General features: G+C 72.2%; 24 protein-coding genes. 13 read left to right on the top strand and 11 right to left on the bottom strand.

The annotated features are described in order from the left end of the window. Nucleotide 1: 1 nt before the first annotated feature. The 5 genes from ACXJKF_RS10160 to ACXJKF_RS10140 all read right to left on the bottom strand — a co-directional run bounded on the left by ACXJKF_RS10160 (nucleotide 2) and on the right by ACXJKF_RS10140 (nucleotide 5,181). Nucleotides 2–649, bottom strand: a complete 648-nt coding sequence (locus ACXJKF_RS10160; protein ID WP_456787585.1) for a DUF624 domain-containing protein — start codon at nucleotides 647–649, stop codon at nucleotides 2–4. Beyond that, on the bottom strand, nucleotides 646–1,896 hold the full coding sequence (locus tag ACXJKF_RS10155) for an arabinan endo-1,5-alpha-L-arabinosidase (protein WP_456787584.1): 1,251 nt from the start codon (nucleotides 1,894–1,896) through the stop codon (nucleotides 646–648). Before ACXJKF_RS10155 ends, ACXJKF_RS10160 begins: the two co-directional genes overlap by 4 nt. A gap of 4 nt (nucleotides 1,897–1,900) precedes the next feature. Beyond that, nucleotides 1,901–2,797, bottom strand: a complete 897-nt coding sequence (locus tag ACXJKF_RS10150) for a carbohydrate ABC transporter permease (protein WP_456787583.1) — start codon at nucleotides 2,795–2,797, stop codon at nucleotides 1,901–1,903. Between the two features lie 12 nt (nucleotides 2,798–2,809). Then, on the bottom strand, nucleotides 2,810–3,754 hold the full coding sequence (locus ACXJKF_RS10145; protein WP_456787582.1) for a carbohydrate ABC transporter permease: 945 nt from the start codon (nucleotides 3,752–3,754) through the stop codon (nucleotides 2,810–2,812). Nucleotides 3,755–3,825: 71 nt separating this feature from the next. Next, the gene (locus tag ACXJKF_RS10140; protein WP_456787581.1) at nucleotides 3,826–5,181 is read right to left on the bottom strand and encodes an ABC transporter substrate-binding protein; all 1,356 of its coding nucleotides are present in this window, start codon (nucleotides 5,179–5,181) and stop codon (nucleotides 3,826–3,828) included. A 292-nt stretch (nucleotides 5,182–5,473) separates the two neighbouring features. Between ACXJKF_RS10140 and ACXJKF_RS10135 the strand changes: the two genes are divergently transcribed. Genes ACXJKF_RS10135 through ACXJKF_RS10125 form a run of 3 tightly spaced genes read left to right on the top strand, consistent with a single transcriptional unit; the run spans nucleotide 5,474 to nucleotide 9,302 of the window. Continuing rightward, the gene (locus ACXJKF_RS10135; protein WP_456787580.1) at nucleotides 5,474–6,766 is read left to right on the top strand and encodes an alpha-galactosidase; all 1,293 of its coding nucleotides are present in this window, start codon (nucleotides 5,474–5,476) and stop codon (nucleotides 6,764–6,766) included. Then, nucleotides 6,763–8,271: an arabinosylfuranosidase ArfA gene (gene arfA / locus ACXJKF_RS10130; RefSeq protein ID WP_456787579.1), complete on the top strand. Its 1,509-nt coding sequence runs from the start codon at nucleotides 6,763–6,765 to the stop codon at nucleotides 8,269–8,271. Before ACXJKF_RS10135 ends, arfA begins: the two co-directional genes overlap by 4 nt. A gap of 5 nt (nucleotides 8,272–8,276) precedes the next feature. Beyond that, complete coding sequence (locus ACXJKF_RS10125; protein ID WP_456787578.1) at nucleotides 8,277–9,302, top strand: arabinan endo-1,5-alpha-L-arabinosidase; 1,026 nt, start codon at nucleotides 8,277–8,279, stop codon at nucleotides 9,300–9,302. On the opposite strand, the gene ACXJKF_RS10120 is transcribed toward ACXJKF_RS10125, so the two are convergent. Both ACXJKF_RS10120 and ACXJKF_RS10115 read right to left on the bottom strand, forming a co-directional pair. Continuing rightward, nucleotides 9,299–9,820 carry a GNAT family N-acetyltransferase gene (locus ACXJKF_RS10120; protein ID WP_456787577.1) on the bottom strand — a complete coding sequence of 174 codons (522 nt, stop codon included), beginning with the start codon at nucleotides 9,818–9,820 and terminating at the stop codon, nucleotides 9,299–9,301. The genes ACXJKF_RS10125 and ACXJKF_RS10120 overlap by 4 nt on opposite strands. Beyond that, nucleotides 9,817–10,644 carry an HAD family hydrolase gene (locus ACXJKF_RS10115; protein ID WP_456787605.1) on the bottom strand — a complete coding sequence of 276 codons (828 nt, stop codon included), beginning with the start codon at nucleotides 10,642–10,644 and terminating at the stop codon, nucleotides 9,817–9,819. Before ACXJKF_RS10115 ends, ACXJKF_RS10120 begins: the two co-directional genes overlap by 4 nt. Before the next feature lie 87 nt (nucleotides 10,645–10,731). On the opposite strand from ACXJKF_RS10115, the gene ACXJKF_RS10110 reads away from it, so the two are divergent. Further along, a complete protein-coding gene (locus tag ACXJKF_RS10110) occupies nucleotides 10,732–11,001 on the top strand; it encodes a glutaredoxin family protein (protein WP_456787576.1) in 270 nt (89 codons plus the stop codon). A gap of 49 nt (nucleotides 11,002–11,050) precedes the next feature. After that, nucleotides 11,051–11,758, top strand: a complete 708-nt coding sequence (locus ACXJKF_RS10105; protein WP_456787575.1) for a redox-sensing transcriptional repressor Rex — start codon at nucleotides 11,051–11,053, stop codon at nucleotides 11,756–11,758. Between the two features lie 57 nt (nucleotides 11,759–11,815). Here ACXJKF_RS10105 and ACXJKF_RS10100 read toward each other — a convergent pair whose 3' ends face one another. Then, entirely contained in the window at nucleotides 11,816–12,373 is a 558-nt protein-coding gene (locus tag ACXJKF_RS10100; RefSeq protein WP_456787574.1) for a YceI family protein, read from the bottom strand. Nucleotides 12,374–12,479: 106 nt separating this feature from the next. Between ACXJKF_RS10100 and ACXJKF_RS10095 the strand changes: the two genes are divergently transcribed. The 6 genes from ACXJKF_RS10095 to ccsB are packed head-to-tail and all read left to right on the top strand — an operon-like array spanning nucleotide 12,480 to nucleotide 17,772. Further along, on the top strand, nucleotides 12,480–12,968 hold the full coding sequence (locus ACXJKF_RS10095) for a MarR family winged helix-turn-helix transcriptional regulator (RefSeq protein ID WP_456787573.1): 489 nt from the start codon (nucleotides 12,480–12,482) through the stop codon (nucleotides 12,966–12,968). Between the two features lie 48 nt (nucleotides 12,969–13,016). Then, nucleotides 13,017–13,673 (top strand): histidine phosphatase family protein, encoded by a 657-nt coding sequence (locus tag ACXJKF_RS10090; RefSeq protein WP_456787572.1) that lies wholly within the window; start codon nucleotides 13,017–13,019, stop codon nucleotides 13,671–13,673. A 16-nt stretch (nucleotides 13,674–13,689) separates the two neighbouring features. After that, on the top strand, nucleotides 13,690–14,268 hold the full coding sequence (locus tag ACXJKF_RS10085) for a TlpA family protein disulfide reductase (RefSeq protein ID WP_456787571.1): 579 nt from the start codon (nucleotides 13,690–13,692) through the stop codon (nucleotides 14,266–14,268). Beyond that, on the top strand, nucleotides 14,265–15,071 hold the full coding sequence (locus ACXJKF_RS10080) for a cytochrome c biogenesis CcdA family protein (RefSeq protein ID WP_456787570.1): 807 nt from the start codon (nucleotides 14,265–14,267) through the stop codon (nucleotides 15,069–15,071). Before ACXJKF_RS10085 ends, ACXJKF_RS10080 begins: the two co-directional genes overlap by 4 nt. Beyond that, the gene (gene resB, locus ACXJKF_RS10075; RefSeq protein ID WP_456787569.1) at nucleotides 15,068–16,756 is read left to right on the top strand and encodes a cytochrome c biogenesis protein ResB; all 1,689 of its coding nucleotides are present in this window, start codon (nucleotides 15,068–15,070) and stop codon (nucleotides 16,754–16,756) included. The genes ACXJKF_RS10080 and resB overlap by 4 nt, the downstream gene beginning before the upstream one ends. Then, nucleotides 16,753–17,772 (top strand): c-type cytochrome biogenesis protein CcsB, encoded by a 1,020-nt coding sequence (gene ccsB, locus ACXJKF_RS10070; protein ID WP_456787568.1) that lies wholly within the window; start codon nucleotides 16,753–16,755, stop codon nucleotides 17,770–17,772. The genes resB and ccsB overlap by 4 nt, the downstream gene beginning before the upstream one ends. 3 nt (nucleotides 17,773–17,775) lie before the next feature. On the opposite strand, the gene ACXJKF_RS10065 is transcribed toward ccsB, so the two are convergent. Next, the gene (locus ACXJKF_RS10065) at nucleotides 17,776–18,093 is read right to left on the bottom strand and encodes a PLDc N-terminal domain-containing protein (protein WP_456787567.1); all 318 of its coding nucleotides are present in this window, start codon (nucleotides 18,091–18,093) and stop codon (nucleotides 17,776–17,778) included. A gap of 57 nt (nucleotides 18,094–18,150) precedes the next feature. Between ACXJKF_RS10065 and ACXJKF_RS10060 the strand changes: the two genes are divergently transcribed. Both ACXJKF_RS10060 and ACXJKF_RS10055 read left to right on the top strand, forming a co-directional pair. Further along, complete coding sequence (locus tag ACXJKF_RS10060) at nucleotides 18,151–18,438, top strand: DUF4229 domain-containing protein (protein WP_456787566.1); 288 nt, start codon at nucleotides 18,151–18,153, stop codon at nucleotides 18,436–18,438. 46 nt (nucleotides 18,439–18,484) lie between these two features. Beyond that, nucleotides 18,485–18,667: a hypothetical protein gene (locus tag ACXJKF_RS10055; protein WP_456787565.1), complete on the top strand. Its 183-nt coding sequence runs from the start codon at nucleotides 18,485–18,487 to the stop codon at nucleotides 18,665–18,667. On the opposite strand, the gene ACXJKF_RS10050 is transcribed toward ACXJKF_RS10055, so the two are convergent. Further along, nucleotides 18,668–19,540: a 1,4-dihydroxy-2-naphthoate polyprenyltransferase gene (locus tag ACXJKF_RS10050; RefSeq protein WP_456787564.1), complete on the bottom strand. Its 873-nt coding sequence runs from the start codon at nucleotides 19,538–19,540 to the stop codon at nucleotides 18,668–18,670. Further along, nucleotides 19,537–20,679, bottom strand: a complete 1,143-nt coding sequence (menE, locus tag ACXJKF_RS10045; RefSeq protein WP_456787563.1) for an o-succinylbenzoate--CoA ligase — start codon at nucleotides 20,677–20,679, stop codon at nucleotides 19,537–19,539. The genes ACXJKF_RS10050 and menE overlap by 4 nt, the downstream gene beginning before the upstream one ends. Between the last annotated feature and the right edge of the window lie 32 nt (nucleotides 20,680–20,711).

Raw genomic sequence — 20,711 nt, 5'->3', positions numbered from 1 at the left:
TCTACGCCGTGCGGGCGTCGAGCGTGGCGAGCCGCTGCTCGACGAGCCAGCCCGTGGCCAGGAGCGGCAGGCTGAGCCCGACGAGGGGGACCAGCACGCCGACGTAGGTGAACGTGACCGCCAGGACGGCGAGCACGGCCAGGACGGCCAGGCTGGTGACGGGGGACAGCAGCGGCGCGACGGCGACGAACCGCCACGTGCGCGCCGCGGGGACGTCGTCGTAGCGCCGGGCGACGGGCACCAGGGTCGCGAGCGCGAGGACCAGGTACGCGGTCAGGACGACGACGCCGACCGTCAGCGCCGCCTTCGTCGGCCCCGGTGACGCGGCGGCGAGCACCGACGCGTCGAGCGTCAGCAGCGCGAACCCGACGGTCAGGGGTGCGCCGAGCAGGTTGAGCCGACGGAACCCCGCCCGGTACGCCGACCAGAACTCGCGCCAGAGGTGCTCGGACGGCGCCCCGCCCGCCAGGCGCGCCAGCAGACCGCCGCCCGCGGCGAGCGCGGGGTAGGCGCCCAGGGCGACGGCGCCGAGGAGCGTGCCGAGCACCACGAGCACGTTCACGGCGACGAGCTGGGTGCCCGCGCGCAGGAACACCATGACGCGCCCGGCCCAGCCCTCCGCGACGTCCTCGTGCACGCCGGCGCTCACGATCCCACCCGCGTGCCGAGCGTCGCGTTGCCCTCCGCGTCGAGCCCGGCGAACGACAGCGTGCGGACGGCGCGGACGGCGTCGACCGACGGGAAGACGACGAGGTCGAGGCCCGGCCAGGAGAACCGGCCGTCCCCGTGCGACCGGGTCTGCGCGAGGACGTCGTCGCCGATCTCGATGGTCCGGGACGACGTCAGGTAGCCCGCGGTGGCCTGGTCGAACGTGACGACCTCCCACGTCCCGGCCAGCGCGGCGGGGTCGGTGGGCGGGTCGTCGTCGGGCTCGGCGTCGCCCGCCCACGGCTGCGGCGACACGGCGGGCCAGCCGTCGGCGGTCCAGACCAGCCGGCGCACCTGCACCTCGTGCTGCGTGGGGTCGTCGGCGTCGCGGACGTGGTGGACCAGCAGCTGGCGGTCGCCGTCGGTGAGCACKGAGGCGTGCCCGGGGGCCAGCCAGGGGCGGCCGCCGTCCAGCGTGTGGCCCGCCAGCATGAGCGTGCCGATGCGCGTGKGGTCGCCGGTGAGGTCGGTCAGGTCGCGGCCCGCGCGGTCGGCGTACGGGCCGGTCAGCTGCGCGGAGACCCCGACGCGCACGTGGTAGGTCGAGAAGAGCGAGTCGTAGGACAGGACGAGCGCGTAGCCGCCGTCGGGGCGGGGCAGGACGAACGCGCCCTCCACGGCCCCCTCGACGCTGCGCGGCCGGCGCGCGAGCAGGATCCCCGGCGCCTCGCCGAGGGCGAGGCCGGTCGTCGGGTCCAGCTCGAGCGCGTGGATGCCGCCGAAGAACGAGCCGTAGACCATCCAGTGCCGGCCGTCCGCGTCGACCACGGCGTTCGCGTCGATCGCGTTCGGTCCCTCGACCTCGTGCAGGCTGGTCACCACGAGTCCCCGGTCCTCCCACGGACCGGTCGGGTGCGGTGCCACGGCGAGGCCGATCGCGGAGGTCCGCGAGCCGAACGTCGACGCCGACCAGTACATGCGCCACTCGTCGCCCACCCGCACCACGTCAGGCGCCCAGAGGCCGGCTGCTCCGGACCAGGCGGCGCCGTCGGCGGGCACACCGTCGAGCGCCCAGCCGTGGAACTCCCAGGTGACCAGGTCCTTCGACCGGCGGACCTGCACGCCGGCGCGCACCGGGCCGTCCGACCACGCGTCGGTGGAGAACAGCCAGTACGTGCCGTTGTCGTCGCGCACCGCAGTGGGGTCGTGCGCATGCCGGCCGCCCCAGAGGGCCGTGTCGGGGAGCATCCCGTCAGCCCTTCGAGCCGGTGAGCGCGACGGACTCGATGATCTGCCGCTGGAAGATGAGGAACACGACCAGGATCGGCAGCAGCGCGACGAACGACGCGGCCATGATCAGCGGGTAGTCGCGTTGCGTCGCGAACTCGACGTTGAGGTTGGCGATGACCACCTGGAGCGTCTGCTTCTCGGGCGTGTTCAGGTAGAGGATCGGCGCCAGGTAGTCGTTCCAGATGAACATGAACCAGAGGATGAACTGGGCGGCGATCGCGGGCCGGATCATCGGCAGGATCATGACGCGGAAGATCTGCAGGTAGGACGCCCCGTCGATCTTGGCCGCCTCGATCATGGAGTCGGGGACCGTCGACAGGTACTGCCGCAGGAAGAAGATCATGATGATGTTCCCGAACAGCAGGGGGACGATCAGCGGCAGCAGGGTGTCCACCCAGTGCAGCCGGGAGAACATCACGAACTGCGGGATCATGATCGTCGGGTACGGCACCATCAGGCCCGACAGCAGGACGAGGAAGATCGCGTTCTTGTAGGGCAGCCGCAGCTTGGCCAGCGCGAACGCGGCGAGCGCGGACGTGAACGTCCCGATGACCGTCACGCTCAGCGCGACGATGAGGCTGTTCTTGAAGCCCGACAGGATCGGCGCCTCGGTCCACATGCGCACGAACGTGTCCCACTGCGGGGGGTCCGGGATCCAGACCGGGGGCAGGGCGAACACCTGCACCTTGGTCTTCAGCGCAGTGGTGAACATCCAGAGCAGCGGCGCGAGCATCGCGAGCGAGCCGACGGCGAGCAGGAGGAACAGGGCGACGTTGCCGAGGCGGCTCTCGCGCTGCGCGCCCGTGCGGGGCTTGTCCTTCAGCGCCGGGGTGGGGGGCTTCATCAAGGTCGTGGCCATGGGAGTTCTCCCTCAGTCGATGCTGAAGCTGTTGCGCCGGTTGAGGCGGAACTGGATGAAGGTGATGACGAAGACCAGCACGCCGAGGACGATCGACATCGCCGTCGCGTAGCCCATCTGCTGGTACTTGAACGCCTTGCGCACGATGTACCAGACGATCGAGGCGGAGCTGAACTCCGGTCCGCCCGCGGGCGTCATGATGTTGATCTCGGTGAAGATCTGGGACCCGGCGATGATGTTGGTGACCACCAGGAAGAAGGTCACCGGCCGCACCATCGGCAAGGTGATGTTCCGCAGCCTCTGGAACGCGTTGGCGCCGTCGAGCGCTGCTGCCTCGTGCAGGGACGCGGGGACGCCCTGGATGGCCGCCAGGTACAGGAGCATCGAGTACCCCAGGCCCTTCCAGATGGCCATGATGATGATCGCGGGCTTGACGGTGGCGGTGTTCTGCAGCCAGTCGGGACCCTCGATCCCGAACCAGGCGAGCACCTGGTTGATCAGGCCGAAGTCACCGTTGTAGGCGAACTGCCACACGATCGCGATGGCGGCCAGCGACGAGATCACCGGCACGTAGTAGATGGTGCGGAACGCCGTGCGGCCGGGGATCTTCCGGTTCAGCGCCAGGGCCAGCAGGAGCGAGAGCGCCAGGCCGATCGGGATGCCGATCATGTAGAAGAACGTGTTGTACATCGAGATGCGGAAGTACTCGTCGCCGAACAGCGCCACGTAGTTGTCGAGCCCGACGAACGTCATCGGACCGAGCCCGTTCCAGCTGGTCAGCGACGCGTAGACCGCGAAGCAGATCGGGTACAGCGTGAAGAGCAGGAACCCGATGATCGGGGCCGCGACGAACGCCAGCGCCCACCGGTGCTCGGTGCGGTGCAGGCGTCTGTTGGCCCGCTTCGCTCGCTGCTCCGACGTCAGGCCGGTGGCGGTCGACTCGATGGTCGCAGTCATCTCGGAACCTTTCCAGGGGTCCCCGCCGCCCGGGGGCGTGCCCGGGCGGCGGGGACAGGGAGGAGGTGGTGCTACTTGCCCGCTGCCGCCTGCTCGGCGGTGGCGTTCGACTCGTCGAGGAGCGACTGCATCTTCGGCTGCTCCTCGGCGAGGTAGTCGGCGGCGGTCTGCTTGCCGTCGAGGACGGGCTGGATGTTGGTCCAGAGCTCGTCGTACCACTCGGCCCCGTACGTGAACGCCGCCGGCATCGCGCGGCCGTAGTCCTGCGCGATGTCCAGGAACTCCTGCCGGTTGGCGGGCTCGGCGCCCTCCTCGGCAGCCCAGGCCTCCGCCATGTCGATCAGGTTGGGGATCTGGATGTTGGCGTCGACGAGCGTCTGCTGCGCGTCGGCGTCGGTGCTCAGGTACGTGACGAGCTTGACCGCGTCGTCCTGGTGCTTCGAGGTCGCGGAGACCCCGATGCCCAGCGAGCCGAGCCAGGTGGCCGTGCCGCCGTCACCGACGGTGGGCCAGGGGATCAGGTCGTAGTCGAAGTCGAGGTCGTTGTAGACCGAGACGTCCCACGGGCCGACCGGGAAGAAGCCGATCTCGCCGGCCATCCAGCGCTGGTACGTGTCGAGGGTCGCCGCGTCGGACGCCGACGGCGTGACCTTGTCGACGTTGGTGAGGTCCGCGAACTTCTGCAGCGCCTCGGCGAACTCGGGGGTGTCCACGGTGACCTCGGTGCGGTCCTCGTTGGTCCAGTCGCCGCCGTTGCTCCAGACCAGCGACTGCAGGTTCCACTGGACGTTGAGCCCGGTGCCCCACTGGTCCACGGCGCCGTCGCCGTCGGTGTCCACCGTGAGCTGCTTGCTGACGTCGACGAACTCGTCCCACGTGAGCGGGGTGTCCTTGTCGGGCAGCGGGATGCCCGCGGCCTCGAGCATCGTCTTGTTGTAGCCGAACGAGAACGGGCCGACGTCCTTGGGCAGCCCGTAGAGCCGGCCCTCGGGGGTGCCCTGCAGGGTGCCGTCGAACCGGTAGGAGTCGACGCCGTACTGCCAGATGTTGTCCAGGTCGATCCCGCTGGCCTCGACCTGGTCGGTGATGTCCGCCAGGACGCCGGAGCTCACGTACGACTGCAGGGTGGCCTGCTCGATGTAGAACACGTCGGGCACGTTGTTGCCGGCGACGGCCGCCTGGAGCTTGGTGGCGTACTGGTCGGCGTCGGTCACGATGACCTTCACCTTCACGCCGGTGTCCGCGGTGTACTTCTTGATCGCGGCCTCGTACGCAGCCTTCTCGTCCGGTCCGCCGCGGAACATGAACGTGATCTCCTTGGCGCCGCCGTCGCTTGCGCCGTCGCCACCGTCGCTGCACGCCGTCAGCGTGAGCGTCCCGGCGATCGCGGCGCACACGGCGCCGGCGATGAGCCTGTTCTTCTTCATCGTCCTGCCTCCCATATCCCAAGGATGTGCGAGGTCACGGTCGCGTCAGGACCCGGTGTGGGGCTGGTCCATCAGGGTCGTCGTTGACCTCATTCGCTTGATCGACGCTGCATCTACAACGTTGATCTACAACGATGTAGAACATGACACGGGAACCGGCACCGGGTCAAGCCACGAACGCATAACGGTCGGTTGACGGCATCGGAGCGGCCATGCATGATGCGTCTACAACGATGTAGAAATCGACGGGCAAGGGGGCCTCCCGATGTCGCGCCACGCGCAGACACCACCCATGGGGTGGAACAGCTGGGACAGCTACGGCACCACGGTGACCGAGGACGAGGTCCTGGCGAACGCCACCGTGCTGGCCGAGCGCCTGCTGCCGCACGGGTGGGACACGGTGGTCGTCGACATCGACTGGTACGACCCGGCGGCCCGCGCGCACGGCTACAACGACGGCTCGTCGCTCACCCTCGACGCCTTCGGGCGGCAGCTCCCCGCCGAGAACCGGTTCCCGTCCGCGGCCGGCGGGCGCGGCTTCGGACCGCTCGCCGAGGCCGTGCACGCCCTGGGCCTGCGGTTCGGCGTGCACCTCATGCGGGGGATCCCGCGGATCGCCGTCGACGCGGACCTCCCCGTCGAGGGCACCGCCTGGACCGCACGCGACGCGGCCGACACCACGTCGGTGTGCCCGTGGAACGACGACAACTACGGGCTCGACCACGACCACCCCGCCGCGCAGGCGTACCTCGACGGGCTCGTCGCGCAGCTGGCGGGCTGGGGCGTCGACTTCCTCAAGGTCGACGACATGCTCGCGCCGTACCACCCGGACGCGGTCGAGGCGTGGGCGCGCGCGATCGAGCGCTCGGGCCGGGACATCGTCCTGTCGCTGTCGCCGGGCACGCACCTGTCCACCGCGCACGTCGACCACCTGCGCGAGCACGCCCAGATGTGGCGCATCTCCGACGACCTCTGGGACCGCTGGGAGGACGTGCACGCCCAGTTCGCGCGGCTCGCCCGGTGGGCGCCGTTCCAGCGCCCTGGCGGCTGGGCGGACGCCGACATGCTGCCGCTCGGCCGGATCGGCCTGCGCGCCGAGCGGGGGGACGACCGGCACAGCCGGCTCACCCCCGACGAGCAGCGCACGATCCTCACGCTCTGGGTGATGGCCCGCTCGCCGCTGATGGTCGGGGGAGACCTGCCCACCAGCGAGCCCGCCACGCTCGACCTGCTGGCCAACCCGGCGGTCGGCCACGTCCTGCGGCACGCGACCGACGGGCGCGAGCTCGTCCGCGAACCGCTGGACGACGGGGAGCTGATCGTGTGGACGGCGGTCGAGGGGGCGACGACCTACGTCGCCGCCTTCTGGACCGGGCCCACGACGCGGACGGTGTCGCTCCCGCTCGCCTCGCTGGTCGGCCGCGCCGCCGGCAGCTGGACCACTCGGGACCTGTGGGACCCCGGGACCACCCCTGACCTGCACCCGACCGCGTGGGAACCCGAGGGGGCGCTCGTCCTCGAGGTCCCCTCCCACGGGGTCCGCTGGACCGCACTCGATCACCGACCGAACCAGGAGACCTCATGATCCCCGTCCGACTCACCCTCGACCCGGCCTTCCGGGTCGGACCGGTCCGCCGGCGCACGTTCGGCTCGTTCGTCGAGCACCTCGGCCGCTGCGTCTACACCGGCATCCACGACCCCGCGCACCCGACGGCCGACGCCGACGGGTTCCGCAAGGACGTGCTCGAGCTGACCCGCGAGCTCGGGGTCAGCACCGTGCGCTACCCCGGCGGCAACTTCGTCTCCGGGTACCGATGGGAGGACGGCGTCGGCCCGCTCGAGCAGCGGCCCGCCCGCCTCGACCTCGCGTGGCACTCGACCGACCCAAACACGGTGGGGGTCGAGGAGTTCATGCGCTGGGCCAGGCTGGCCGAGGTCGAGCCGATGATGGCCGTGAACCTGGGCACGCGCGGCGTGCAGGAGGCGGTCGACCTGCTCGAGTACTGCAACGTCCGCGGCGGCACGCGCCTGTCGGACCAGCGCCGCGCCAACGGTGCGAGCGACCCGTACGACATCCGCATGTGGTGCCTGGGCAACGAGATGGACGGCCCGTGGCAGATCGGCCACAAGACCGCCTACGAGTACGGCCGGCTCGCCGCCGAGACCGGTCGCGCCATGCGCATGGTCGACCCGGACCTCGAGCTGGTCGCGTGCGGCTCGTCGGGTGTCGCCATCCCCACGTTCGGGGAGTGGGAGCGGATCGTGCTCACCGAGGCGTACGAGCAGGTCGACCTCATCTCCGCCCACGCGTACTACTGGGAGGAGGACGGCGACCTCGGCTCGTTCCTGGCCTCCGCCGTGGACATGGACCACTTCGTGGAGTCCGTGAGCGCCACCGCGGACGCTGTGCGCGCGCACAAGAAGCTGGACAAGCGGATCCACATCTCGTTCGACGAGTGGAACGTCTGGTACCAGCACCGCGCCGAGTCCAGGCCGCCCACCGGGCACGACTGGCCCGTCGCGCCCGTGCTGCTGGAGGACAGGTACAACGTCGCGGACGCCGTCGTCGTCGGGAACCTGCTGATCTCCCTGCTGCGGCACACGGACCGCGTGCACTCCGCGTCGCTGGCGCAGCTGGTCAACGTGATCGCGCCGATCATGACGGAGCCGGGTGGCCGGTCCTGGAAGCAGACGATCTTCCACCCGTTCGCCCAGGCCTCCCGGTACGCGAAGGGCGACGTGCTCCAGGTCGCCGTCGAGGCGCCGACGTACGAGACCGCGAAGTACGGTGACGCCGCGCTCGTGGACGCCGTCGCCACGCGCGACGCCGAGACGGGCGACGTCGCCCTGTTCGCGGTCAACCGCTCCCTGACCGAGACGGTCACGCTCGAGGTCGACGCCCGCTCGCTGCCGGGCCTGCGGGTCATCGAGGCGACCACACTGGCCAACCCGGACCACACCTGGTCCGCGACGGCCGACGACGACACCTCGGTGGTGCCGCGCGCCAACGCGACCGCGACCGTCCGCGACGGCCGCGTGTCGGTCCAGGTGCCGCCGGTGTCCTGGAACGTCGTCCGGCTGGGGGTCTGAGCGCCGTGCGTCGCGCCGTCGCGGCGGGTGCGGTCGCGCTCGCGCTGGTGGTCAGCGCCGCTGCCTGCGCGGCGGAACCACCCGCCGCGACGGCGCTGTCCCTCGGCGGGGACATCCACACCCACGACCCGGCCCTCGTCGTCGGCGCCGAGGGGGAGMCCTGGTACGTCTTCTCCACGGGTGACGTCCGCACGGGCCTCGGCTCCCCGCAGATCCGCCGGTCCACCGACGACGGCCTCACGTGGGAGCTCGTCGGCACGGTCTGGGACGCCGCGACCCGCCCGGAGTGGGCGTACGAGGCMGTCCCGGGGGTGTCCAACTTCTGGGCGCCCGAGGTGATCGAGCACGACGGCACGTTCTACCTGTACTACTCGGCGTCCACGTTCGGCTCGAACCGGTCCGCCATCGGCCTGACGACGAACACGACGCTCGACCCGGGCGACCCCGACTACGCGTGGGTGGACCAGGGCGAGGTGATCCGGTCGGAGCCGGGGGAGACCGACTACAACGCGATCGACCCGGGCGTGGTCACGGACGAGGACGGCACGCCGTGGATGGCGTTCGGCTCGTTCTGGGGCGGCATCCAGCTGGTCGAGCTGTCCTGGCCTTCGGGCAAGCCGGTCGAGAACGCGGAGCCGACGACGATCGCGAGCCGCACATCGCCGCCGAACGCGATCGAGGCGCCGTACCTGGTGCTGCGCGACGGCTGGTACTACCTGTTCGTGTCGCGCGACTCGTGCTGCCAGGGCAGCGACTCGACGTACAACATGGCCGTCGGCCGCTCCCGGGACGTCACCGGTCCGTACGTCGACCGCTCCGGCAGGGAGATGACCGTGGACGGCGGCGAGCAGCTCCTGACGTCGATCGGCGACATGGTCGGACCGGGCGGGCAGTCCGTGTCGCAGGGGTACCTCGCGTTCCACTACTACGACGCGGCCGCCGGGGGCGACTTCCGGCTGGAGATCCGCGAGCTGGCGTGGGACGACGAGGGGTGGCCGGTGGCGACGACCGCGGCGGAGCAGGAGGGCTAGAGGGGCCGTTCGAGCACGTAGTCGTTCTCGACGCGGGTGCCGACCGTGAAGTGCTTCGTGCCGACGACGGCGAACCCCGAGCGCACGTAGAACGCCTGCGCCCGCGCGTTCTGCTGGTTCACGCCCAGCCACATCCCGTGCGCGCCACGCTCGCGGGCGACCTCCAGGGACGCGGCCATGAGCGCGTTCGCGATCCCCGCTCCGTGGTGGTCGGGGTGCACGTAGCACTTGGACAGCTCGATGGTCGGGCGCAGGTGGAGGGCGGCCTGCACGTCCTCGTCGGCGGGCTCCCCGGCGACGAGCATCGTGTAGCCGACGAGCTCGTCGTCCCCCGCGACGAGCACGTCGCGGGCGGGGTCGTCGAGGTACTCCGCGAACCGCTGGGGCGAGAGCACCGTGTCGATGAACGCCTGCTGGTCCTGCGCGGTGGAGCCGGGCGGGCAGGCGAGCGGGAACGTCAGGGCCGCGAGGCGGGCGAGCGCGTCGAGCTCGCCGTGCTCGGCGGGCCGGACCGTCACAGGACGTCCCCGCCGCCGCCGGTACCGGTGCCGCGCACCTGGCGCAGGATCGCCCGCGCGACGAGCCCGCCGGCCCAGGCCAGCCCGGCCAGGCTGGCGACCGTCGTCCCGCGCCGCGCGTTGCGCCGACGGTTGCGGAACTCGCGCACCGGCCAGCCGACGGTGGCGGCGTAGCGCCGCAGGCGACGGTCGGGGTTGATCGCGCAGGGAAAGCCGACCTCGGACAGGATCGCGACGTCGTTGGTGGAGTCCCCGTACGCGTACGACGTCGCCAGGTCGATGCCCTGCTCCTGCGCGATGGCCCGCACGGCGTCGGCCTTCGCCTGACCGTGCAGCATGTCGCCCACCAGCCGGCCGGTGTAGAAGCCGTCCTCGTGCTCGGCGATCGTGCCCAGCGACCCGGTGACCCCGAGGCGGCGTGCGATCAGCGAGCCGATCTCCACGGGCGTCGCGGTGACCAGCCACACGGAGTGGCCGGCGGCGATGTGCTCGTCGAGGAGGCGCTGCGTGCCCGGGTAGATGCGCAGGCAGAGGACCTCGTCGTAGACGTCCTCCGCGATCGCGGTCACCTCGGCCACCGAGTGGCCCTTCATGATGGACAGCGCGCGACTGCGCACCTCGTCGATCTGGTGCTTGTTCTCGCCGAACGTCAGGTACCGGAACTGGTGGAACCCGAACTCGAGCAGGTCGCGCCGTCGGAAGAAGCCGCGCCGGTAGAGACCCACGCCCAGGTGGAACGCGCTGGCGCCGCGGATGATCGTGTTGTCGACGTCGAAGAACGCGCCGACGCCCGGACCGTCCGCGCCGGACCCCGGCTCCCGCAGTACGGGAAGGGGGACGCTGGGGTTCCCGGACGCCTGACGCACCCGGTCACTGTAACGACGACGGGGGCAGCGTGAGACGGTGAGCCCATGACGCGTGTGGTGCTCTACGGCCGGGCCGGCTGCCATCTGTGCGACGAGGCGCGGGAGGTGGTGCGGACGGTGTGCGCGGAGACCGGGACCGACTGGACCGAGGTCGACATCGACACGGACTCGACGCCCGGCCGGGACCTCGCCGCCGAGCTGGGCGAGCTGGTCCCCGTGGTCGAGGTCGACGGAGTCCAGCAGGGTTACTGGCGGATCGACGCGAACCGGCTGCGCCGAACCCTTACCCCGGCCGGTCCCCGCCCCCTAGCCTGACCAGGGGGCTCGGGCGACCGGGTCCCACGGGGCGTTCGCGGGAGTCGATGTGGACACGCAGCGGAGGGGACCCCGGGCGCACGCCAGGGCAGCGGAGCCGGGTGCGGCCGGGCGGTCCGGCGCGCGCGACGTGCCCACGGCCACGGTGGCCCGGCTGCCCGGCTACCTGCGGGTCCTGCACGGGCTGACGGCCGACGGCGTGGTCACCACGTCGTCGGAGGAGCTGGCCGCCGGCGCGGGCGTCACCCCGGCGCAGCTGCGCAAGGACCTGTCGTTCCTGGGCTCGTACGGCCGCCGCGGGGTGGGGTACGACGTCCTGCACCTCTCGGAGCAGATCTCGGTGGTGCTGGGGCTGACGACGCAGCGGCGGGTCGTCATCGTCGGGATCGGCAACCTCGGGCACGCGCTCGCCAGCTACTCGGTGTTCGCCGAGCGGGGGTTCGCGGTGGTCGGGCTGGTCGACGCGGACCCGACGGTGGTGGGCACGACGGTGGGCGGCCTCGTGGTGCAGCCGCCGGCGTCGTTGCACGACGTGGTCAGCGGCGCCGACGCCACCATCGGCATCATCGCCACGCCCGCGGCCGTCGCGCAGGACGTGTGCGACGAGCTGGTCGCGGCCGGGGTCGTCGGCATCCTGACGTTCGCGCCGCGTGCGCTGCGGGTGCCGCCGCACGTGGACCTGCGCGCGGTGGACGTCGCCTCCGAGCTGCAGATCCTCGCGTTCCACGACCGCCGGCGCACCGGTACGGGTGCCTGAGACATGCGGACGGCCGGGTCCGTGAGGGACCCGGCCGTCGTCGTGCAGAGAGGCGTGTCAGGCCTTGATGGTCGAGACGTCGAGCGCGATGACGACCTTGTCGGACACGAGGACGCCGCCGGCCTCGAGGGCCGCGTTCCAGGTCAGGCCGAAGTCCTTGCGGGAGATCGTCACGCTGGCCTCGAAGCCCGCACGCTGGTTGCCGAACGGGTCGACCGCGGTGCCGTTGAACTCGGTCTCGAGCTCGACGGGCTGCGTGACGCCGTGGATGGTGAGGTCACCGGCGATGACGTAGTTCCTGCCGGCCTCGCGGACCTCGGTGGAGACGAACGTCCACTGGCCGAACTTCTCGACGTCGAAGAAGTCGCCGCTCTTGAGGTGGCCGTCGCGGTTGGCGTCGCCCGTGGAGACGGCGGCGGGGTCCAGCGTGACGGAGACCGACGTGCTCGCCAGGTCCTCGCCGACGACGACGGTGCCCTCGGTGACGCCGACAGTGCCGCGGACCTTGGAGATGCCGGCGTGCCGGACGGTGAACGCCGCCTCGGTGTGCGAGGCGTCGACGGCCCAGGTGCCCGTGGTGAGGCCGGCGGGAAGGGTGGCGGTGGCGGTGCTCATGGTCTGTCCTCCGTGGTTGTTGAACTGTCAACCAAACTGTTAGTTCAAAGTTGTACTACACTCGCTGCAGGGCCGCAACCCCACGACGAAGGACGGAGGCGCGCTTGTGACCAGTGACACATCCACCCAGGTGCAGTGGCTGACCGCCGAGCAGCAGACCCAGTGGCGCTCGTTCCGTGGTGGCGCAGCCCGGCTGTTCGCCGCGCTCGAGCACGAGCTGGAGCAGCAGACCGGTCTGTCCACGCACGAGTACGAGGTCCTCGTCCGGCTCTCCGAGACGCCCGACCGCACGCTGCGGATGGCGCAGCTCGCCGACAACCTCGCGCACTCGCGCAGCCGGCTCACGCACACCATCCGCCGCATGGAGGAGCAGGGGCTCGTCTCGCGGGTGCCCTGCGTCGAGGACGCCCGCGGCGTGAACTGCACCATGACCGAGAAGGGCTGGCAGGTCCTCGTGGCCGCCGCCCCCAGCCACGTGCAGTCCGTGCGTGACCACCTGGTGGACGTGCTCACGCCCGAGCAGTTCGCCGCGCTCGGCGACGCGATGGAGACGGTCCGCCTGCACCTGACGGGTGGCGCGTGTCACGTCGAGTGACCCCGTCCCGTGTCCGTGGCGCACAGGAGTGTTTGCGAGACTGAGCCCATGGTCGCGACCACGATCCACCTGATGCGGCACGGCGAGGTGCACAACCCCGACGGCGTGCTCTACGGACGGCTGCCCGGATACCGGCTCTCGGAGCGTGGCCTGGCCATGGCCCACATGGTGGCGGACCACCTGGCGGGCGGCGCGACCAGTGCACGACGCGACGTCGTCGCCGTCATCGCCTCCCCGCTGCAGCGCGCGCAGGAGACCGCCGGCCCCATCGCGGCGGCGTTCGACCTCGACATCCGCACCGACGAGCGGATCATCGAGGCAGGCAACCACTTCGAGGGCAAGACGTTCGGCGTCGGCGACGGCTCGCTGCGCCACCCCGAGCACTGGCCGTACCTGCGCAACCCGTTCCGGCCGTCCTGGGGCGAGCCGTACAAGGAGCAGGTGGACCGCATGCTGGCGGCCGTCGAGACCGCGCGCGAGCTCGCCCGCGGGCACGAGGCCGTGCTGGTCAGCCACCAGCTGCCCGTCTGGGTCACGCGGCTCGCGCTCGAGGACCGGCACCTGTGGCACGACCCCCGCAAGCGGCAGTGCTCGGTCGCGTCGCTCACCAGCCTGCGCTACGAGGGCGACACCCTCGTCGGGGTCGGCTACAGCGAGCCCGCCGCGGTGCTGCTCCCCGGTGCGTCGACGGTCGCGGGGGCCTGACGTGCGGGTGCTCGCCGTGGCCGCGCTGGCCGTCCTGCTGCTCGCGGGCTGCTCGCCCGACAGCACGTCGACGACGCCGGACGACGTCGAGGGCCAGAACTACCAGTCCGGCGACGGCACCACGAGGCAGTGGGCGCCGGACGAGCGCACGGGCCCGCTCGAGCTGTCCGGCACCGACTTCGCGGGCGCCGCGCAGGACGTGGCCGACTGGCGCGGCGACGTCGTCGTGCTGAACACCTGGTACGCCAACTGCCCGCCGTGCCGTGCCGAGGCCCCCGACCTCGCCGCCCTGTCCACCGACTACGCCGCCGACGGCGTGCAGGTGCTGGGCATCAACCGGACCGACGACGCCGGCACCGCCCAGGCGTTCGAGCGCCAGTTCGAGGTCCCGTACCCGAGCCTGGCGGACACCGACGGCGCCGCGATCGCCGCCCTGCAGGGCACCGTCCCGGTGAACGCGGTGCCGACGACCGTCGTGCTCGACCGTGACGGCAAGGTCGCCGCCCGCGTCCTCGGCCTGGCCGACCCGTCGACGCTGCGCTCGATCGTGGACGAGCTGCTGTCTGAAGAGACCTCCGGGCAGCCCTCACCATGACGCTCTTTCTCGACGCGGGCGACGCCTTCGGCCAGACCGTCATCTCCGGGTCGCTGCTGCTCGCGGTCCCGGTGGCGCTGATCGCCGGGCTCGTGTCGTTCGCGTCGCCGTGCGTGCTCCCGCTGGTCCCCGCGTACGTCGGGTACCTCGGGGGGATGACGGGGTCGGCGCAGACGGTGTTCTCGGAGGGCGACACGCTCGTGCGCACCGCTCCGACGCGCAGCCGCGTGCTGCTCGGCGTCGGGCTGTTCGTCGCCGGGTTCACCGCCGTGTTCGTCGCGCTGGCCGTGCTCGCCGGGTCGCTCGGCGGCCTGCTGGTCGAGTACCAGGACCCGATCACGCGCGTCCTCGGCGTGGTCGTCATCGTGCTCGGCCTCGGCTTCCTGGGCCTGATCCCGTTCCTGCAGAACGAGAAGCGCGTGCACCTCGCGCCGCGCGCCGGGCTGTGGGGGGCGCCGCTGCTGGGCGTCACCTTCGGGCTCGGCTGGGTGCCGTGCATCGGCCCGACGCTCGCGGCGATCCTCGCGCTCTCCCTCGACGGCGGCTCGGCCGGTCGCGGCGCGCTGCTCGCGGTCGCGTTCTGCCTCGGGCTCGGGCTGCCGTTCCTGCTGGTCGCGCTCTTCGTGGACCGCAGCGCCGGGGCGCTCGGCTTCCTGCGGCGGCACCGGCTGGCGATCATGCGGTTCGGCGGCGCGATGCTCGTGATCCTCGGGATCGCCCTGGTGACGGGCGTGTGGGGGACCTGGTCCTCGTGGCTGCAGGGTGTCCTCGTCGGCGGCGACCCGTTCGTGCCGGTCGTATGAGCGTGCACCGGCCCGAGGGCCTCTCCGACGTCTTCATGGAGCCGACCGAGGCTCCGCCCGCTGCACCTCCGAACCTGCCCACCCTCGGCTTCGTCGGCTGGATGCGGTGGGCCTGGCGCCAGCTCACCAGCATGCGGGTCGCCCTCCTGCTGCTCATGCTCCTGGCCGTCGCCGCCGTGCCCGGGACGGTCTGGCCGCAGCGCGCGCAGGACACCGCCAAGGTCGCGCAGTACCTCACCGACCACCCGACCAGCGGCCCCTGGCTGGACCGGCTCGGGTTCTTCGACGTGTACTCCTCCGTCTGGTTCTCGGCGATCTACCTGCTGCTGTTCGTCTCGCTGGTCGGCTGCATCCTGCCGCGCACCAAGGTGCACCTCGCGGGCGTCCGCGGCCGACCGCCGCGCGCCCCCCGCCGGTTCACGCGGTTCCCCGCGCAGGGGTCCGGCCTCGCGGACGCCACGCCGTCGCAGGTCGCCGACGACGCCGCGGCCGTGCTGCGGGGCGGCTGGCGCTGGCTCCCGTTCGTCCCGACGTACCGCGTCGACACCCGCGACGAGGGCAGCGGCACCGTCTCGGTGTCCGCGGAGCGTGGGTACCTGCGGGAGACCGGCAACCTCGTCTTCCACCTCGCCCTCGTCGGCCTGCTCATCTCGGTGGCCACCGGGCAGGTGCTGCACTACCGCGGGCAGGCGATCGTCGTGCAGGGCCGCGGGTTCGCGAACGCGCAGGTCGACTACGACACCTTCGAGCAGGGCACCGGGTTCACCCCGACGAGCCTCGTCCCGTTCACGCTGCGGCTCGACGAGTTCGAGTCCCGCTTCGACCCGGACACGCTGCAGTCCCGCGACTTCACCGCGCACGTCACCCTGACCAACCCGGGCGAGGAGCCCGTCGAGGAGACCATCAAGGTCAACCACCCCCTCGACGCGGGCGGCGCCAAGGTCTACCTGCAGGGCAACGGGTACGCGCCCGACATCACGGTGCGTGACGCCTCCGGCCAGGTCGCGTTCTCGGGCCCCACGCCGTTCCTCCCGCAGGACGAGGTCTACACGTCGCGCGGCGTCGTCAAGGTGCCCGACGTGTCCGGCGACCAGGAGCAGATCGGCCTCGTCGGCTACCTGCTGCCCACCGTCGACGAGCGCGAGACGCCGTTCGGGCCCGCCTACGCCTCCGTGAACCCGCAGCCCGAGGACCCGGCGCTGGTCCTCGCCGTCTGGAAGGGCAACCTCGGGCTCGACACCGGCGTCCCGCAGAACGTCTACGAGCTCGACGAGGCCCGGATGACGCAGCTCATGGGCGACGACGACAAGCCGGTGACCCTCGTCGTGAAGCCCGGCGAGACCGTCGACCTGCCCGACGGGATGGGCACGCTCACGTTCGAGGGACTGCCCCGGTACGTCGCGCTCGACCTGCGCCACGACCCCGCCCTGCCGTTCGTGCTCGTGTTCGCGCTGCTCGCGTTCGCCGGGCTCGCCACCTCGCTGTTCGCACCCAGGCGCCGCGTCTGGCTCCGCCTTGCACCGGACGACGGTCGTACAGTGGTGACCGCCGCGGGGCTGGCGCGCGGCGATGACGTCGGGCTCCAACCCGAGCTCGACCGGGTGCTCGCGGAGACCCTCGCCCGCACGGCTGACAGACCCCCGGTCGCTCCCCGCGGCCCGTCCTCAGGAGAGGCCACACCATGACCACCGGTGACCTGAGCACCTTGCTCGTCTGGGGTGCCGCGACCGCGTTCACCGTCGCGCTCATCGCCTACAGCGTGGACCTCGCGCGCATCGCCGACCGGGCGCAGAAGCGGGTCCCCGAGGCTGCCCTCGCGGGTGCGTCGGGCGGCCGTCCCGCCACCGCCGTCGCGGGCTCCGAGGCCCAGAGCGCGCCCGGCCGGTCGGTCCGCGCCGAGGGGATCGCCCGGTCGACCACCCTGCTCGGGCTCGCCCTGCTGTTCGCAGGCATCGTGCTGCGCGGCATCGCTGCCGGCCGGTGGCCTACCGCCAACATGTACGAGTTCACCATCGTCGGGGTGTTCGTCGCCGTCCTCGTGCTGACGATCGTGCAGCGCCGGCGCGTCATCGCGTTCGTCGGCGTGGTCGTCATGGGCATGTCCGTGCTGGCGCTCGTCCTCGCGCTCAACGCGTTCTACATCCAGGCCGACCAGGTGCAGCCCGCCCTGCAGAGCTACTGGCTGATCCTGCACGTCGGCGTCGCGATCACCGCCACCGGGATCTTCACCGTCGCGTTCGCGGCCGCCATCCTCCAGGTCCTGCGCAGCTTCCGCGAGGAGGCGCTCGCCGCCGACGCGCCCGCGGTGACGGTCGGCACCCCGGGTCGCTCGGACCGCTTCCGGGGCTGGGTGGGCGGACCGAGGTTCGGCTGGCTGGAGCAGGTGCCCGGCTCGCGCGAGCTCGAGGCGCTGTCCTTCCGGCTCAACGCGGTCGCCTTCGTGCTGTGGACCTTCACGCTCATCGGCGGCGCCATCTGGGCCGAGCACGCGTGGGGCCGGTACTGGGGCTGGGACCCCAAGGAGGTCGGCACGTTCGTCGCGTGGGTCGTCTACGCGGCCTACCTGCACGCCCGCACCACGCGCGGCTGGAGCGGCCGGCGCGCGTCCTACTTCGTGTTCGTCGGGTACGCCGTCGTGCTCGCGAACTTCACGGTCGTGAACCTCGTCGTCACCGGGAAGCACTCGTACTCGGGCATCTGACCCTCAGGCCGGGGGCGGGGCGTCGTCCGACGCCCCCGGATCGGCGCGACGGCGGTCGTCGTCCAGGCGGGACAGGAAGTCCGGGTCGTCGTCGGGCCCCGTGGTGCGGCGGTGCTGGGTCGACGGGCCCGGCCCACCGGACGCCCGTCGCGACCAGCGCACCGCGAGCCAGGCGAGCGCGCCGATCAGCGGCACGACGAGGATCAGCGCGACCCAGAAGATCGGGTGCACCCCGAGGCGCTCGTCGTCCGTGCTGCGGATGACGTCGATCACGCAGTAGACGATCAGCCCGATGATCAGCAGGACGGCCAGGTTCCTCACCTCGTCAGACTAGACGCCCGGGACGGGCAGGGGGGTCCCAGCGCCTACCCTGGAACCGTGCCTTTCGTCGTCTACTCGGTCCTGCGCCTCGCGCTCTTCGGCGCCTGCCTCGGCCTGCTCTGGTGGGCCGGCCTGCGCTCGTGGCTCGTGGTCATCGTCGCCGCCTTCCTCGCGTGGGGGATCTCCTACGTCCTGCTCGCCGGCCCGCGGGACGCGGCAGCCCGGCAGCTGGCCGATCAGGCGGAGCGTCGTCGTGCCGCGGGCGACCGGACGGTGCTCGGCAAGCGTGCGCAGGAGGACGCGGACGTCGAGGACGCCGCCGACGAGGCCGCACGCGACAGCTGAGTCGCGCCGCGCGCTGTCCGTCTCCTGGCTGTACCGGAACGCCGAGGTGACCGACGTGCCGGCGGTCGACGGCGCCTGGGTCGTGCACCTGCGCGCGCACGAGGTCGCGGCGTGCACAGGTGTCGCCTGGGTCGTCAGCGAGGCGTTCCTGGTCGACGTGGAGGCCTCCGCGCCGCCCGGGTCGGTCAGCCAGCAGGTCGACGTGGTGCGCGGCTGCGGCGACGAGTAGTCAGAGCGCCAGACCCACGCCGAGCAGCACGCCGAACGCGAGCTCGAGCAGACCGGTGCCCGCCAGGACCGGGACCAGTGCCCGTCCGCGCGCGCCGAGCAGCACCGTGACGGCCAGGACGACCGACGGCGCCAGGAGCAGCAGGACGATCAGCGTCCACGGCGACGCGAAGGCGCACCCGATCCCGCCGAGCAGCACGGGGCCGATGACGAGCACCGCGTAGGCACGCCGCGACCACCGGTCGCCCAGCCGCACCGCGAGGGTCCGTTTGCCGACGAGGGCGTCCGTGGGGATGTCGCGCAGGTTGTTGGCCATGAGCAGCGCGCACGCGAGCATGCCGACGCAGACGGCACCGACCCAGGCGGGCCAGGAGAGCTCGTCGGCCTGCGTGTAGGTGGTGCCGAGCACGGCGACGAGACCGAAGAAGACGAACACGCCGACCTCACCGAGCCCGCGGTAGCCGTAGGGCCGCCTGCCGCCGGTGTAGCCCCAGGCTGCCACGATCGCGACGGCGCCGACGGCGAGCAGCCACCACTGGCCGGTCAGCGCGACCAGGACCAGGCCGAGCACGGCGGCGAGGCCGAACGCGGCGAAGGCCGCGGCCTTGACGGTCCCCGGGCTCGCGGTGCCCGACGCGGTCAGCCGCAGCGGGCCGACGCGGTCCAGGTCGGTGCCGCGGATGCCGTCGGAGTAGTCGTTCGCGTAGTTGACGCCCACCTGCAGCGCGAGCGCGACACCGAGCGCGAGCGCCGCGCGTCCGAGGTGGGCCTCGCCGAGCTGGGCGGCCGCCCCGGTGCCGACGAGCACGGGCGCGGCGGCTGCCGGCAGCGTCCGCGGTCGTGCACCCTGCACCCAGTCGCTGGCAGTCGTCACGTGGGGTTCCTCTCGAGCTGACGGGTGGCGAGCTGCGTGGCGGCCCGACGGTCGATCTTGCCCGGCMCGCGCACGGGGAGCGACTCCGTGACCACGAGGTGGCGCGGGGCGTGCGCGGCGCCGAGGTGGTCGGTGACGGCGGCCCGGACCTGCTGCAGCGTGGGCGGGCGGGTGCCCGCCCGGGCGACCACGACCGCGACGACGGCCTGGCCCCACTCGGCATCGGGCACGCCCACGACGCAGACGTCGACGACGCCGGGCAGACCGGCGAGCACCGACTCGACCGGCGCGGGTGGCACCTTGACGCCCCCGCTGACCAGCACGTCGTCGGCGCGGCCGAGCACGTGGAGTGCGCCGTCGGACCACGCCCCGAGGTCCGACGTGCGCAGGTACCGGATCCCGTCCACCTGCACGAACGCCGCTGCGTCGAGGTCCGGGCGGCCCAGGTAGCCGTCGGCCAGGACCGGGCCGGCGAGCAGGATCCGGCCGTCGTCGTCGAGCCGGACGACCACCCCGTCGAGCGGCACCCCGTCGTAGACGCACCCGCCCGACGTCTCGGTCATGCCGTACGTCGTGCGCACGGCGACCCCGGCCGCGCGGGCGCGGCTCAGCAGGTCCGGGGCGGTCGCGGCGCCGCCCAGCAGCACGCCGTCGAAGGACCGCAGGGCGCCGGTCGCAGGGCCGTCGTCCAGGAGCCGCACCAGCTGGGTGGGGACGAGGGACGTGTACCGCGGCCCGCCGGTCGGCATCGCGTCGACCGCCGCGACGAAGGCCGCTGCCCGGAACGGGCCGGGTTCCGGCACGGTCGGCTCGGTCCCCGCCAGCACCGAGCGGACGAGGACCTGCAGCCCGGCGACGTGGTCCGTCGGCAGGGCGAGCAGCCAGTGCCCGGGACCGGAGAGCCGGTCGTGCGTCGCCGTCGCCGACGCACGCAGCGCGGCGGCGGAGAGCAGCACGCTGCGGGGTTCACCCGTGGATCCTGAGGTGCGCAGGACGACCGTGACGTCGTCGCCCACGTCGCCGGACGTCGCCCCGCCGGATCCCGGCGCCACCGCAGGTCCGGCGCCCGAGAGAGCCGCCGCGAGCGCCGGAAGGAGCAGGCCCGGCCGCGCGGGTACGTCACGCAGGGGCCGGATCACCCGCTCAGCGTAGGTCCGCTGCGGCGCGTGCC

It is taken from the genome of Cellulomonas sp. P5_C5 (assembly GCF_054049655.1).
Note: the sequence above shows the minus strand (reverse complement) of the source record. Positions and strands in the feature narration are given on the sequence as shown.